We start from the raw sequence: 14787 nt of genomic DNA on the forward strand, positions 1-14787 counted from the left end.
AGAATTATGCGGTGCTGCCCTTGCATTTTACACCAAAATGTTGTACTATAGACTTACCAAGCGATAGGGAGAACACTATGCCGACTACACTGATGATTGTTTACCGCGTGCTGGGCACGCTGCTTTTTGCACTGGCTGCCGCCGCGATTGTGGAAAAGTACCGCACGGTGCGCGGGGCGGTGCTGCTGCCCGCCCGCGTGCTGGAATGTCGCCGCGCCGCCTCGACCAACAGCAGCCGGGGTGCGGGCGGCTACCGCTATCTGGTGGAGCTGTACGCCAACGGCCAGCGGCTGGAAATGGAGACGAATGACGCCTTCTGGTTCAAGCACGACAAGGACACAGGCAAGGTGGTGCAGGTCTGGTACAACCCCAACGCCCGCTGTGTCGAGCGCAAAAGCTGGGAAACGGAAATCTTCTCGGCGGTGCTGGCGATTGTGGGCGCGGCGCTGCTGCTCATCCGGTGAGGAAACGCGATGGAATGGATACTGTATGTGCTGCTGGCGCTGGCTGCCGCGGGGGATATCCTGCTGGCGGTGCTTCTGGGCAAGGTACTGCACAAAAACAACGAGCCACAGCAGAAAATTGATACGGCGGATGACTATGTCCGCGCTATGACGCCGGTGTTGCAGGGGGAGGTTGACCTTCTGGCCGAGCAGCTGCGCGCCATGCAGGGGGACAGCGCCCGTACCACTTCGGCCTCGCTGCGGGATTTTTCTGCCGTTCTGGCCGAGAACCAGCGTCAGGCCGCGGCTAACAGCACCGCCCGGCTGGAGGCGATAGATCGCGCCGGTGCGGCCCGCCAGAAGGCGGCCAACGATGCCCTGCTGGCACAGCTGACGATGATGGAAACGCGGCTGAAAAATCTGGAGGATTCCAACGCCACCCGGATGGACAGCGTGCGCGGGGCGCTGGTGCAGGGACTGAACACCATCCGCGCTGACAACAACAAGAAGCTCGATGAAATCCGCGGCACGGTGGAGGAAAAGCTGCAGGACACCCTGCAGCAGCGCATCAATGATTCCTTCAAGGCGGTCAGCACCCAGCTGGAGCAGGTTTACAAGGGCCTGGGCGAGATGCAGAACCTTGCCGCCGACGTGGGCAGCCTGAAGCAGGTACTTTCCGGCGTCAAGACCCGCGGCATCCTCGGCGAGGTGCAGCTGGGCGCGATTCTGGAGCAGATTCTGGCCCCCGGCCAGTACGAGTGCAACGTTGCCACCGTGCCCGGCAGTGCCAACCGCGTGGAATTTGCCATCAAGATGCCGGGGCAGAACGGCACGGTCTGGCTGCCCATTGACGCGAAATTCCCCGGTGATACTTACGCCCACTTGCAGGCGGCGCAGGAGCGCGGCGACACCGCCGCCACCAACGCGATGCGCAAGGCGCTGAACAACGTCCTGCGCGCCGAGGCGAAGGACATCCACGATAAGTACATCGAGGTGCCCTACACCACCAGCTTCGGCATCCTGTTCCTGCCGTTTGAGGGACTGTATGCCGAGGTGGTTTCCAACGGTATAACGGAGGTTTTGCAGCGCGACTACCAGATTACAGTGGCGGGCCCCTCCACCATGGCGGCGCTGCTCAACGCGCTGCAGATGGGTTTCCGCACGCTGGCCATCCAGAAGCGCTCCGGCGAGGTCTGGACGATTCTGGGCGCGGTCAAGACTGAGTTTGAAAAGTTCGGCGTTGGCCTGCAGCAGATGCAGCGCCACCTGAACCAGACTGGCTCCGATCTGGAGGAGCTTATCGGCCCGCGCAGCCGCGCCATCACCCGCAAGCTGGAATCCGTCCAGCAGCTGGACCCGGACGCCGCCGCCAACCTGTTGGGCCTTGAACAGCCTGCACAAAAATAACCCATAGTATATGTCATATTTGCCAGAATCTGCCCCCGCAAGGGGGCTTTTTCTGTTTCTGCGCCCACTTTACAGAGCGGGCGCGGTGTGGTATACTGTACGAGTTATTGAATAGTCAACAAAATGTGCGGCCCCGCCGCCTTCCATAAAGGAGCGAACCTATGATTCGTATTATCACCGATTCTGCCGCCGATCTGACTGCGGCGGAGCTGACCGTCCCCGGCGTCACCGTTGTGCCCATGACCGTCACCTTTGCGGACGGAACCAGCCGCGAGGATGACGGCAGCATGACGAAGGACGAGTTTTTTGCCCGGCTGGCCGAGGACAGCAAGCTGCCCCGCACCAGCCAGCCCAGCCCGGCTAGCTTTATGCAGCTGTATGAGGACGCCGCCGCGGCGGGGGATGAGGTTCTTGTAATCACCATCGGCCAGAAGCTGTCCGGCACCTACCAATGCGCGCATCTGGCCGCCGCCGATGTCGGCCTGCAGGCGCATATCGTGGACTCTGAGGCGGCTTCGCAGGGTGAGGCGCTGCTCGTCCGTGAGGCGGTGCGCCTGCGCGACGAGGAGGGCCTGACGGCGGAGGAAATCGCCGCTGTGCTGGAGCAATTCAAGAAGCGGGTGCGTATCGTCGCCGTGGTGGACAGCCTCAAGCATCTGCAGAAGGGCGGCCGCCTGCCCGCCGCCGTGGCCATTGTGGGCGGCGCGCTGGGCATCAAGCCGGTGCTGGCCCTGCAGGACGGCGCTATCAAGCTGGTGGACAAGGGCCGCGGCCGCCCCGGTGCGCTGGTCGCCATGTTCAAGCAACTGGACGCGCTCGGTGGTGTTGACCCGCGCTACGGCTATACGCTGCTCTACAGCGATAACAAGCAGCTTGTTGCACCGGTACACCACTACATGCACCAGAATCTCCAACTGACCGGCGGCCGTGTGGCCCAGCTTGGCCCCACCATCGGCACCCATGTCGGCCCCGGCGTGGTCGGCGTGGTGTTTGTGGCGAAGGAGTAATAAAATAAAATGTAGGGGCGAGCCATGCTCGCCCCTACAAATCGGCTTCTCCGTTCGGAGAAGCTTTTTTATTTTCCGCTAAAAAGCTTATTCAGCAGATAGACCCCCAGCACCAGCGCGCCGAGGACGAGGAAAATCCCCGCCATACCGGCACAGAGCATCGAGAGGGTGACGGGCAGCAGAGCAGTTGACATGGCGCAAGCCTCCTTATACATAACCGTTCATCAGGGTCAGAATCAGACCACCGGCAATGACCGATGCAATCTGCCCCGAAACGTTGACGCTGATGGAGTACATCAGCAGGAAATTCTGGTTGTCCTCGGCCAGACCCATCTGGTTGACCACGCGGCCACTCATCGGGAAGGCGGAGATGCCCGCCGCGCCAATCATCGGGTTGATTTTCTTGCCCTCCGGCAGGAACAGGTTCAGCAGCTTGGCAAAGAAAACACCGCCAGCCGTATCAAAAATGAACGCCACAAGGCCTAAAGCCAGAATCAGCAGGGTGTCCGGCTGCACAAACTTGTCGGCAGTCATCTGCCCGGCCACGGTCAGGCCCAGCACAATCGTAATCAGGTTGGCCAGCACATTCTGCGCGGTCTCGGACAGGGTGTTCAGCACGCCGCACTCCCGCAGCAGGTTGCCGAACATCAGAAAGCCGACCAGCGCCACGCTGGCGGGTGCGACCAGCCCGGCCAGCACAGTGACCACAATCGGGAACAAAATTTTGGTGGTTTTGCTCACGCTGCCCTTCTGGTAGGGCATACGAATCAGACGCTCCTTTTTGGTGGTGCACAGGCGGATGACCGGCGGCTGTACGATGGGCACCAGCGCCATATAGCTGTAAGCCGCCACCATAATGGCACCCAGATACTTGCTGCCGAGGGTGTTGGCCACAAAGATGGCGGTCGGGCCGTCCGCCGCGCCAATGACGGCGATGGACGCGGCATCGGGCAGATCAAAGAAGAGCCCGGCCAGCACCAGCGTGACGAAGATACCGAGCTGCGCCGCCGCGCCGAACAGCATCAGCCACGGCTTTTCAAGCAGCGGGCCGAAGTCAATCATTGCGCCAATGCCGATGAAAAGCAGCAGCGGAAACAGTTCATTGGACATACCAGCGTCAAAAAGTGCGCTGATGGGGCCGACCGTGTCCCCTTGGGTGATAGCGCCGGACAGCGGCAGATTGACCAGAATCGCGCCGAAGCCCATTGGCAGCAGCAGGCTGGGCTCCATCTTTTTGGCAATGGCCAGATAAATCAGCAGGGCACCGATGGCCCACATGACCACCATCTGCCAGGTGAGATTGCCGAAGTTTGCGAACAGTCCGGCAAAGGTTTGCAGGAATTGCATGTATGATACCTCCCGTTGGATGGGCGGCAGGGTATAAAAAAGAGACCCCCGCCGCAGAAAAAACTGCGGCAAAAGTCTCAGCGTTTGCAGTATGCCCCGGGGCCGACGGCCCGTGGTGACGAAGCGATACGGCGCAGGCAGCCTGCGCCCCTTACTCCCTTTTACCTTACCCTTAGTATAGCGCGGAACAGCGCAAAATGCAAGGGGAAAATGCGGTCAATAGACCGAAAAATACCCCACGTGCTCGGGCTCATTGTCCTCAACAAGAACGGTAAAGCCGCCGGGGTTCACCTCGGTGTTCTTGCCAAAGGCATCCTCGGCAATCAGGTGGGGGCCGCGGTTCAGCACAATCTCAGCGGTCTGGGTCTTGCCGACGCGGCGGTAGTGCAGAACGTCCCCCTCGGCGCGGACGATTTCCAGCCGCCCGCCGTTGAAGGCATCACAGCTGCGGCGCAGGGCCGCCAGCGTTTTCATCGGGCCGCGCAGCCGCTGCTCGGTGGAATTCCAGTCAAAGAAGGCGCGGTTGAAGGGGTCGCGGTAGCCCTGCATGGCGATTTCATCGCCGTAGTAGATGCAAGGCACGCCGGGCAGCGTGAAAATCATCGCATAGCCCAAAAGCAGCTTGCGGATGGCGGCGTCCATCTGGCCGGAGGGAATGCAGCGCTTACTCTGCCAGTAGCGGTCGCGGCCGTTGGCGGGCTCGCCCGCAATGGCGGTCAGTGCACGCTCGGTGTCGTGGGTGGACAGGAAATTCATCGCGCAGTCCAGCGCCGGGGCAGGGTAATTCTCGCAAATCTGCATCAGGCTGTCGGCCACGGCGGCCACATCCGCGCCGTGCAGATAGTCCAGCGCAGCATTGCGGAAGGGATAGTTCATCACGGCGTCCAGCCCGTGCCCGCGCAGATAGGTGCGGCGGCGACCGAAGGCCTCCTTCGTGGTGGCGTCCTCCCAGACCTCGCCCAGCAGCAGCTTGTCCTCGCCGTGGAATTTGACGGCGGCACGGATTTTTTCAATAAATTCGTCGGGCAGCTCATCGGCTACATCCAGCCGGAAGCCCGAGGCACCCAGCCCCAGCCAAGTGTCAATGACGCCGCCCTTGCCGCAGATAAATTCCACGTAGGAGGGCGAATCCTCCTGCACCTCGGGCAGAGTTTCAAAGCCCCACCAGCTGCGGTAGCCGCAGGGATAGCCAGAGTCAAAATCGTACCAGCTGCGGTAGGGAGAATTGCGGTCGCGGTAGGCACCGCCCGGGCCGTAGCGGCCCTCGCGGTTGAAATAGCGGGAATCTGAGCCGGTGTGGCTGAACACGCCGTCCAGTATGATGCGGATGCCCTCTTTGGCGGCGGCCGCGCAGAGGGCACTGAACTCCTCGTTCGTGCCCAGCAGGGGGTCGGCTTTGAGGTAGTCGGCGGTGTTGTAGCGGTGGTTGGCGTGGGCCTCAAAAATCGGGTTCAGATAGATACAGGTCACGCCCAAATCGCGCAGGTACGGCAGCTTTTTCTGGATGCCCGCAAAGTCACCGCCGTAATAGTCCATGTTCAGATAGCCCTCGCTCTGCTCGGTCGGCCAGAAATAGGGCTCGCCTGTCTTGTCGGCGCGGTAGATGCGGTCGGCAAAGGGCATTTCCTTGTTGGGCTTGCCCTCACAGAAGCGGTCGGGGAAAATCTGGTACATGGTGCCGTTCTTTAGCCAGTCGGGCGTGCGGAAGTCCGGCTCGTAGACTGTCAGCTGCCAGTCCTGCCCGTCCGTCCAGCTCAACACGCCCTCGCCGCCCGCGGTGCGGTAGATGCGGCGGAAGTCGGTGTACAGGTCAAAGTGGTAGAAGTACAGCCCGGCGGTGGTGGGCGCAAGGGTCAGCGTAAAGTGGTTGACCTTGGGCGTCTGGCCGGTGAATTCCATGCGGTAGTGCACCGGGTCCTCGCGGTCCTTTGTCAGCACCAGATGCGGGTCCACGTAGCCCAGATCCTCAGGCACGGTCAGGTTGAAGGTGACTGACTGCCCGGCCGGTACCGCTCCGAACGGCGTTTTACAGGCGGCATCAAAGCTGTTGAAAAACGTGTGGGACATAAAATCTCCCCTTTTAGCGAAATAAAAACCGCGCCCGGTAGCGGGCGCGGCAGATTCAAACAGTCAAATTATTTTACAGGAGTGGCGCCCCAGATGTCACGCGCATAGTCCATGATGGAACGGTCGGCGCTGAAGATGCCGGCGTTGGCAATGTTCTTCAGACTCATGTGGTTCCACTTCTGCTTGTCGCGGTACAGCTCCTGCAGGTCATGCTGGGCACGGCGGTAATCCTTGAAGTCCGCCATGACCATGTACGGGTCGGAGTTGCGCAGGTTGCTCGTAACCTCGCTGAAGTTCTCACCGTTCCAGCCCTTCTCCAGGAAGTCCAGCACGGCCATGGCGGTGTTGTCGCCATTGATGAAGGCGTTCGGGTGGTAGCCCATGCCCTTCAGCGCGTTGACCTCGGGGGTCAGCATACCAAAAATAATCTCGTTCTCGTGACCGGCGGCGTCGGCAATCTCAACGTTTGCACCGTCCAGCGTGCCCAGCGTGATGGCGCCGTTCAGCATAAACTTCATATTGCCGGTGCCGGAAGCCTCGGTGCCGGCCAGAGAAATCTGCTCAGAGACCTCGGAGGCAGGCATCAGACGCTCGGACAGGCTGACGCAGTAGTCCTCGAGATAGACAATGCGCAGCTTGCCGCGCACAGCGGGATCCTCGTCAATCATCTTGCCCAGCTTGCAAATCATACGAATCATCTGCTTGGCCATATAGTAGCCGGGGGCTGCCTTGGCACCGAAGATGTAGGTCTTGGGGGTGAACTCGGCGTTGGGGTTGTTCTTCAGATACAGGTACTCGGCGGCGATGTTCAGCGCGTTCAGATGCTGGCGCTTGTACTCGTGCATACGCTTGACCTGGCAGTCGAAGATGGAATCGGGGTCAATGACCTGACCGGTGGCCTTCTGCAGGTAGTTGGCAAAGATAACCTTGTTCTCGCGCTTGACCTTGGCGGCGGCAGCCTGCACAGTCTTGTCATCCACAAACTTGTCCAGCTTCTTCAGCTCGGCGGCGTCGGTCTTGAAGCCGTCACCGATGGTCTCCTCCAGCAGATGGGTCAGACCCGGGTTGGAGCAGAGCAGCCAGCGGCGGTAGGCAATGCCGTTGGTGACATTCTTGAAGGCCTGCGGCTTGTACAGGAAGTAATCGTGGAACACGCTGTCCTTGATAATCTCACTGTGCAGCTTGGAAACGCCGTTGATGGCGTGGCAGGTGTAGGCGCAGATGTTGGCGGTGCGGACCTGATTGTCGCCGATGATGGCCATATAGTCAATCTTGCCCTGGTCGCCGGGGAAGGCCTTGGCCAGGTCGGCGCGGCAGCGGCGGTCCATCTCACAGACAATCTGCCAGATGCGGGGCAGGGTGGAACGGAAGATGTCGGCGTTCCACTTCTCCAGTGCCTCGCTCATGACGGTGTGGTTGGTGTAGGCAAAGACCTTGCGGCAGATGTCGAAGGCGGCGTCCCACTCATAGCTGCACTCATCCAGCAGGATGCGCATCATCTCGGGGATGGCAACGGTCGGGTGGGTGTCGTTCAGCTGGATGGCAACCTTGTCAGCCAGATTGTCCAGCGTGCCGTACTGGTTCAGGTGGTTCTGCAGAATGTCGGCGATGGAGGCAGCAGAGAAGAAATACTGCTGGCGCAGACGCAGAATCTTGCCCTCGGTGTGGTTGTCGTTGGGGTAGAGGATCTTGGAAATCAGCTCTGCGGAGGCAGAATGGCTGATGGCGGTGTTGTAGTTGCCGGCGTTGAAGCTGCTCATATCAAAGCTGGGAGCCTTGGCCTGCCACAGACGCAGCTTGGAAACGCCATTCGAGCCATAGCCGGCCACGTACATATCGTTGGGCACGGCGATAACGGAGTTGTAGTTCTCGTACTTGACGTGATGGAAGCCGCCCTCCCAGGTCTCAATGGCCTGACCGTCAAAGCGGATTTCCTGTGCCTGGTCGGGGTGGCTCTTAATCCAGACCTGACCGCCGGGCAGCCAGTTGTCAGCGGTCTCCTGCTGCCAGCCGTCCACAATCTTCTGCTTGAAGATGCCGTACTCATACAGGATGGAATAGCCGGTGCCGGGGATGCCGTCGGTGGCCATGCCGTCCAGATAGCAGGCGGCCAGACGGCCCAGACCGCCGTTGCCTAAGCCTGCATCGGGCTCCTGGTCATAGATGGTGTCGATCTTGACATCGGCATCAGCCAGCACGCTCTCGGCAACCTCGTTCAGACCCAGGTTGAACAGGCTGGTGCGCAGGCTGCGGCCCATCAGGAACTCCATGCAGAGGTAGTAGACCTGCTTCTTGCCCTCGCCCAGAACCTTGGACTGGAACTGCTTCTGGCGGTCAGACATAATCTGGCGGGTAATCATGGCCAGACAGCGATAAATCTGGTCAGCGGAGGCCATGTCCAGGGTGACATTGCACTCGCTCATCAGCTTATCTTTGAGCAGCTTCTCAAATTCACGCTTTGTGTATTTCAAAATCGTTCTCTCCTTCTTGCAACATAGGATTTATGATTTTTGCGCATTTATGGGTGTGTCTAATTTACCATACTATAGATTATAACGATATCTGGCTGATTGCGCAAGTCAAAATTGGCTGTTTACAGTTTTTTTATACAAATCCGTCAAAAAGGGCTTTTGCAAACCGCGGATTTGTATTATAATAATGGTAAGATTCTGTGCGTGCGGTGCCCTACAGCCTGCGCACAGAGACCGGAAGGAGTATGATTATGGGTATGGCGACTTCAAAAGTGCGGCTGAACATCTGCGGTTCCAGCTATGTAGTCAACACGAGCGAGAGCGAGGATTATATGCAGAATCTCGCGGACAGGCTCAATCTGGATATGAACGAGCTGATGGCGTCTTCAAACTCCGTCTCCATCACGACGGCGGCAGTTATGACGGCGCTGAACTACCGCGACGAGCTGGAAAAGGCCAGTGGCAGTGCCGATAATATGCGCCGCCAGATCAAGGATTATCTGGAGGATGCGGCCAGCGCCAAGATGGCCGCCGAGGAGGCACGGCGCGAGAATGCCAGCCTGAAGCGCCGTGTGGATGAGCTGGAGCGCCGCTTGCGCCGCAGCCAGTTCCCTGTGGAGGAAGAATGAGCCGGCCCGAGATTCTGGCCCCGGCGGGTAACCGCGAAATGCTTGGCGCCGCTGTTTTCAGCGGCGCTGATGCTGTTTATCTGGGGCTGACCGGCTTCAACGCCCGCCGCACCGCGGGCAACTTTACCCCGGAGGAGCTGCGCGAGGCCGTGGCCTTCTGCCATGCCCGCGGGGTGCGGGTACACGTGACGCTGAACACGCTGGTCTATGATAAGGAGCTTCCCGGCCTGGCGGACGCGGTGCGCGCTGTGGCCGAGGCCGGGGCGGACGCCGTGATTGCGGACGATCTGGCAACGGCGCAGCTGGTCAAGGCGATTGCGCCGACCCTGCAGCTGCACGGCTCGACCCAGATGAGCGTCCACACGCCGGAGGGCGCGAAGGAACTGGCGGCGCTGGGCTATGACCGCGTGATTCTGGCGCGTGAGCTCTCGCTGGAGGAAATCCGCGCCGTCTGTGAGGCAAGTCCGATTGAGGTAGAAGTCTTTGTCCACGGCGCCCTCTGTATGAGTGTATCCGGCCAGTGCATGATGAGCGCCTTTCTGGGCGGGCGCAGCGGCAACCGCGGCGCCTGCGCGGGCCCCTGCCGCCTGCCGTTTGATGCCACGCCGGGGCTGAAACCCGGCCAGCCCGGCAGGGCCTGCCACCTGAGCCTGAAGGATATGGACTACATCCCGCATCTGCGGGAGCTGATGGATGCGGGCGTGGCCAGCGTCAAGATTGAGGGCCGTCTGCGCACGCCGGAGTATGCGGCAGCGGCGGTCACAGCCTGCCGTGCCGTCTGCGAGGGCCAGCCCTACGATGAAAAGCTGGTGCGGGACATCTTCTCGCGCTCCGGCTTTACGGACGGCTACCTGACGAACCACAATGACGGCAAAATGTTCGGCGTGCGCACCGAGGCGGACGCTGCGGCTACCCGCGCCGCCACCCCGAAGGCCCGCGAGCTGTTCCGCCGTGAGCTGCAGCGTGTGCCGGTGTGGTACACGGTCAGCGGCGGCGTGGAGGATGGCGGCATCAAGCTGACGGCTGCCGATGCGGACGGCCATAAGATTAGCGTCTATAGCGCGGACGAGCCGCAGCCCGCCCAGAAGGACCCGATGCCCGGCATTGAGCGTGCGCTGGGCAAGACCGGCGGCACACCCTTCCTGATGGCGGGCCTGACCGCCGAGGCGGGGGAGGGCGGCCTTGGCTTCCTGCCCGGCTCTGCGTGGAATGAGATGCGCCGCGAGGCGCTGGACAAGCTGCTGGAAAAGCGCAGCGCGCCCACGCCCCATGTGGTGCAGCCCTTCACGGTGCCGACCTACCCCGCCCACACGGTGGGGCAGCTGCCCGCGCTGGCCGCACGGTTTGCCAATGCGGCGCAGTGCCCGGCGGACGCCGTGGACAAGTTGAAATATCTGATTTTCCCCCTCGCGGAGGCGGAGAGCATCCCGGTGACATGGCGGGAAAAGACCCTGTTGGAGCTGCCGCGGGTAATGTTCGGCAAGGGTGAGCAGAAAACCGCCGCCCGGCTGGATGCCTTGCAGGATGCGGGCTTTGCGGGCGCGGTGGTCAACAACCCTGCGCAGCTCCGCCTTGCGGACGGCTGGGCGCTGTACGGTGGCTTGGGTCTGAACGTCACCAACCCCATGAGCGCGGCGCGGTATGTCTCCCTTGGGATGGAGGGCCTGCTGCTGCAGCCCGAAACCGCCCTGACCGCTATGACGGCGGTGGCCCCCGGCGTGCCCACGGCGGCGCTCTGCTACGGCCATCTGCCGCTGATGCTGACCCGCGCCTGCCCGCTGCGCAACGTGCGGGACTGCGGCAGGTGCCCGGGCGGCGGTACCCTGCGCGACCGCAAGGGCCGCGATTTCACCGTGACCTGCTCGGCCCCCGGCGGGGCCGGTGTGCGTACGGTGTTCAACCCTGTGCCGCTGTATATGGGCGAGCGTCTGCGCGAGATGCCGGTGGATGTGGCGATTGCCGCCTTCACCACCGAGACCCCGGCCCGCACCGCCCAGATTTTGGAGCTGCTTTTGAACGGTCAGCCGTTTGACAGCGAGTTTACCCGTGGGTTATACTATACAAGCAACTAAATAAGAAATAAGAAATTTGGTGGAGTTAGTATGAAGCCTGTTGTGAAATACAAAAAACTTGATGAACGTGCGGTGGTGCCGGCGTATGCAACGGCGGGCGCGGCAGCGGCGGATTTGTGCGCCGTGCTGGATGAGCCGCTGACCCTGGCCCCCATGCAGCGCACTCTTGTGCCGACCGGCCTTGCGATTGAACTGCCCGGCCCGGAGTGTGTGGCCCTCGTCTACGCCCGCAGCGGCCTGTCCATCAAGCACGGCCTGTGCATGGCAAACGGTGTCGGCGTCATTGACAGCGACTACCGCGGTGAGCTCCGGGTGCCGATGGTGAACCTGTCCGGCGAAGCCTACACGATTCAGCCCGGCGAGCGTGTGGCCCAGCTCTGCATCGCGCCGGCCTGGCAGGCAGCCTTTGCCCCGGCGGACGAGCTGACCGATACCGCCCGCGGCGCAGGCGGCTTCGGGTCCACCGGCAAATAAGCAGAGGAAAGGCGTTTTTGCCCATGTGGCTTACTTTGCCACACTTCGACACCGGCCTTATTCTATAATGTACCAGAAAGGAAGCACAGCATGGCTCTGATTCTTGCCTCCGGCAGTCCGCGCCGCAGGGAACTGATGTCCCTGATTACGCCGGACTACACCGTCATCACCAGCGAGGTCGATGAGACGAAAATCGCGGCGGACACCCCCGCCCATCTGGCAAAGGCACTGGCAACGGCCAAGGCTTGCGCCGTGGCGGAGGAGCACTCGAATGAGATTGTCTGCGGCTTTGACACGGTGGTTGAGTGTGAGGGCGAGGTCTTTGGCAAGCCGAAGGATGAAGCGGACGCGCTGCGTATGCTGCGGGCCCTCTCCGGGCGGGAGCACCGCGTCCACACAGGGGTGTGCATCTGCTGCGGGCGCCGTGCGGCGGCCACGGTGGAGACAACCATAGTCCATTTCTCGCCCATTGACGAGGCCGACCTGCTGGCGTATGTGCGCACGCCGGAGCCTTACGACAAGGCCGGGGCGTATGCCATACAGGGGCATGCAGCGCTGTGGTGTGCTGGCATCGAAGGATGCTACTACAACATTATGGGGCTGCCGGTTCACCGCACAGCGCAGCTGCTGCGCGAATTTCAATAAGACCCTGCAGCCCCGGAAAAGGGAGACTGTATGGGCAGAGTACGCAACTTTTTTACACGCTTTTTCGGGAGAATACGCGCTATGTTTACCAAAGATATCGGCATTGATCTGGGCACGGCCAACACCCTTGTGTACATGAAGGGCCGCGGCATCATTATGCGGGAACCGAGCGTTGTTGCCGTGGACCCGCGCAGTGATGAGCTGCGGGTGCGCAGTGTCGGGCACGAGGCAAAGGCCGTTATCGGCCGTGCGCCGGGCTCCATCGTGGCCGTGCGCCCGCTGAAGGACGGCGTCATTGCCGATTTTGACATCACCGCCGCCATGCTGCAGAGCTTTATCCGCCAGGCGTGCGGCAGCAGCCTGTTTGCCCGGCCGCGGGTGGTTATCTGCGTGCCGTCCGGCGTCACCGAGGTCGAGCGCCGCGCTGTGCGTCAGGCTGCCGCCAAGGCGGGGGCCCGGCAGGTCACCGTCATTGAGGAACCGATGGCAGCGGCCATCGGCAGTGGCCTGCCGACTGCGGACGCGGTGGGCAGTATGATTGTGGACATCGGCGGCGGCACGGCGGAGGTGGCGGTCATCAGCCTGTCGGGCATTGTGGCCAGCCGCAGCGTGCGCTGCGCGGGCGATGCACTGGACCAGAGCATCATCGCCTTCATCAAGCGCAAGTATAATCTACTGGTGGGCGAGCGCACCGCCGAGCAGATTAAAATTGAAATCGGCTCCGCCTGCCCGCAGGACCCCGAGACCAGCATGGAAATCAAGGGCCGCAACCTTGTGGACGGCCTGCCGAAGGATATCCTCATCCGGTCGGAGGAGGTGCGCGAGGCAATGAGCGAGTGCCTGCTGCGCATCGTGGAGGCCATCAAGGATACGCTGGAATGTACCCCGCCGGAGCTGTCCAGCGACATTATTGACCGCGGCATTATGCTTTCGGGTGGCGGCGCGCTGCTGCGCGGGCTGGACACGCTGATTCAGAACGAGACCGGCATTGACGTTCATATTGCCGAAAGCCCGCTTGACTGTGTGGCGCTGGGCGCCGGCGCGGTTCTGGATAACCCCGAGCTGGCCGGAAGGCGCCGCGAGGAAATGAGCTACCTGTAAAAAGCGGCGGGCTTTTTCTATGCAGAGCCGCCGAAAAAAAGATTGACAAACGGGCCGTTTCCGGCTATTATTAGATTGTCCGTATCCGGCCGGAGGAATACCCTATGCACACTGTTGACAAGGATTTGCCTGTCCGCGCACAGCAGGGGGATGAGAACGCCTTGGCGGCGCTCATCGCCCGCATGATGCCGGCCATCCGCAGGGGTGCAGCCGAGTGTACCGCCCCGGGGCTTGAATTTGACGATGCCGTGCAGGAGGGCCTGATTGGCCTGTTTCACGCCGTGCGCGGGTTTGACCCCGCCATGGGGCAGACCTTCACCGCCTATGCGGCCGCCTGCATCCGCCACGCGCAGCAGGACGCCCGCAGGGCCGCCCTGCGCAAAAAGCACGCGCCGCTGAATTTCAGCGTGCCGCTGCCCACCGCGGAGCAGAGCACCGACACCCGCCCCGGCCCGGAGGAACAGGCTATCTCCGGCGAACAGCTGGCCGATACCCTGCGCCGTATGCAGACCGAGCTTTCCGAGCTGGAACGCCGGGTGGTTATGGCCGGGCTTTCGGGCAAGACCCCCGCGCAGACTGCGCAGGAGCTGGGCCTGCCCACCAAAAACGTGGCCAATGCCTTGGCCCGCGCCCGCCGCAAGCTGCGCGGCGGCCCCACAATTTAGGATTCAGGCGTATTGCCTGCATCATATATCAACCTGCCCCAGTAGCGCCTAAAATCAGTTCAGTTGGTCCATTCCATATGCGTTGTTTTAGATTCTTCCGCGGGCAAAATAAACACAGAGGAGATACCCACTATGTTCGAAGACAAGACTTTGGTATGCAAGGATTGCGGCAAGGAGTTCGTTTGGACCGCCGGCGAGCAGGAGTTCTACGCCAGCCGTGGTTTCGAGAACCAGCCCCAGCGCTGCAAGCCCTGCCGTGATGCCCGCAAGAACTCTACCCGCGGTGAGCGCCAGATGTTCGACGCTACCTGCGCCAGCTGCGGCAAGGCCTGCAAGGTTCCCTTCCAGCCTCGTGAGGACCGCCCGGTCTACTGCAGCGAGTGCTTCGCTAAGATGAAGGAGAACGGCTGATTTACGCGCTTTTTCGTGTAAAATGAGTTGAATGTTCCATTCCGCGCC

Annotated in this window: 14 protein-coding genes; 10 read left to right on the forward strand and 4 right to left on the reverse strand. The window is 61.4% G+C overall.

The features are described from left to right. The first annotated feature begins 77 nt into the window (after nucleotides 1-77). The 3 genes from NE623_RS07635 to NE623_RS07645 all read left to right on the forward strand — a co-directional run bounded on the left by NE623_RS07635 (nucleotide 78) and on the right by NE623_RS07645 (nucleotide 2857). Complete coding sequence (locus NE623_RS07635) at nucleotides 78-464, forward strand: DUF3592 domain-containing protein (RefSeq protein ID WP_256271440.1); 387 nt, start codon at nucleotides 78-80, stop codon at nucleotides 462-464. Nucleotides 465-473: 9 nt separating this feature from the next. After that, nucleotides 474-1850: a DNA recombination protein RmuC gene (locus NE623_RS07640; protein WP_256271441.1), complete on the forward strand. Its 1377-nt coding sequence runs from the start codon at nucleotides 474-476 to the stop codon at nucleotides 1848-1850. Nucleotides 1851-2011: 161 nt separating this feature from the next. Then, nucleotides 2012-2857, forward strand: a complete 846-nt coding sequence (locus NE623_RS07645; protein WP_256271442.1) for a DegV family protein — start codon at nucleotides 2012-2014, stop codon at nucleotides 2855-2857. A 68-nt stretch (nucleotides 2858-2925) separates the two neighbouring features. On the opposite strand, the gene NE623_RS07650 is transcribed toward NE623_RS07645, so the two are convergent. The 4 genes from NE623_RS07650 to NE623_RS07665 form a co-directional block, all read right to left on the reverse strand. Further along, the gene (locus NE623_RS07650; RefSeq protein WP_256271443.1) at nucleotides 2926-3051 is read right to left on the reverse strand and encodes an oxaloacetate decarboxylase; all 126 of its coding nucleotides are present in this window, start codon (nucleotides 3049-3051) and stop codon (nucleotides 2926-2928) included. Between the two features lie 13 nt (nucleotides 3052-3064). Continuing rightward, the gene (locus NE623_RS07655) at nucleotides 3065-4204 is read right to left on the reverse strand and encodes a sodium ion-translocating decarboxylase subunit beta (RefSeq protein ID WP_256271444.1); all 1140 of its coding nucleotides are present in this window, start codon (nucleotides 4202-4204) and stop codon (nucleotides 3065-3067) included. 216 nt (nucleotides 4205-4420) lie between these two features. After that, complete coding sequence (locus NE623_RS07660; RefSeq protein ID WP_256271445.1) at nucleotides 4421-6271, reverse strand: glycoside hydrolase family 13 protein; 1851 nt, start codon at nucleotides 6269-6271, stop codon at nucleotides 4421-4423. A gap of 68 nt (nucleotides 6272-6339) precedes the next feature. After that, nucleotides 6340-8742 (reverse strand): glycogen/starch/alpha-glucan phosphorylase, encoded by a 2403-nt coding sequence (locus tag NE623_RS07665; RefSeq protein WP_256271446.1) that lies wholly within the window; start codon nucleotides 8740-8742, stop codon nucleotides 6340-6342. 257 nt (nucleotides 8743-8999) lie between these two features. Here NE623_RS07665 and NE623_RS07670 point away from each other — a divergent pair, with 257 nt between their 5' ends. The 7 genes from NE623_RS07670 (at nucleotide 9000) to NE623_RS07700 (ending at nucleotide 14739) form a co-directional block, all read left to right on the forward strand. After that, on the forward strand, nucleotides 9000-9371 hold the full coding sequence (locus NE623_RS07670; RefSeq protein WP_256271447.1) for a cell division protein ZapA: 372 nt from the start codon (nucleotides 9000-9002) through the stop codon (nucleotides 9369-9371). Beyond that, nucleotides 9368-11443: a U32 family peptidase gene (locus NE623_RS07675; RefSeq protein WP_256271448.1), complete on the forward strand. Its 2076-nt coding sequence runs from the start codon at nucleotides 9368-9370 to the stop codon at nucleotides 11441-11443. Before NE623_RS07670 ends, NE623_RS07675 begins: the two co-directional genes overlap by 4 nt. 30 nt (nucleotides 11444-11473) lie before the next feature. Further along, the gene (gene dut, locus NE623_RS07680; RefSeq protein ID WP_256271449.1) at nucleotides 11474-11917 is read left to right on the forward strand and encodes a dUTP diphosphatase; all 444 of its coding nucleotides are present in this window, start codon (nucleotides 11474-11476) and stop codon (nucleotides 11915-11917) included. A gap of 90 nt (nucleotides 11918-12007) precedes the next feature. Beyond that, nucleotides 12008-12562, forward strand: coding sequence for a Maf family protein (locus NE623_RS07685; RefSeq protein ID WP_256271450.1), 555 nt, complete (start codon nucleotides 12008-12010; stop codon nucleotides 12560-12562). Between the two features lie 81 nt (nucleotides 12563-12643). Further along, nucleotides 12644-13663: a rod shape-determining protein gene (locus tag NE623_RS07690; RefSeq protein ID WP_256271451.1), complete on the forward strand. Its 1020-nt coding sequence runs from the start codon at nucleotides 12644-12646 to the stop codon at nucleotides 13661-13663. A 104-nt stretch (nucleotides 13664-13767) separates the two neighbouring features. After that, the gene (locus NE623_RS07695) at nucleotides 13768-14328 is read left to right on the forward strand and encodes a sigma-70 family RNA polymerase sigma factor (RefSeq protein ID WP_256271452.1); all 561 of its coding nucleotides are present in this window, start codon (nucleotides 13768-13770) and stop codon (nucleotides 14326-14328) included. 132 nt (nucleotides 14329-14460) lie between these two features. Beyond that, entirely contained in the window at nucleotides 14461-14739 is a 279-nt protein-coding gene (locus NE623_RS07700; RefSeq protein WP_078783547.1) for a zinc-ribbon domain containing protein, read from the forward strand. Nucleotides 14740-14787: the final 48 nt, after the last annotated feature.

This window comes from Gemmiger formicilis, assembly GCF_024462815.1.
In the GTDB taxonomy this organism is placed as follows: Bacteria; Bacillota; Clostridia; order Oscillospirales; family Ruminococcaceae; genus Gemmiger.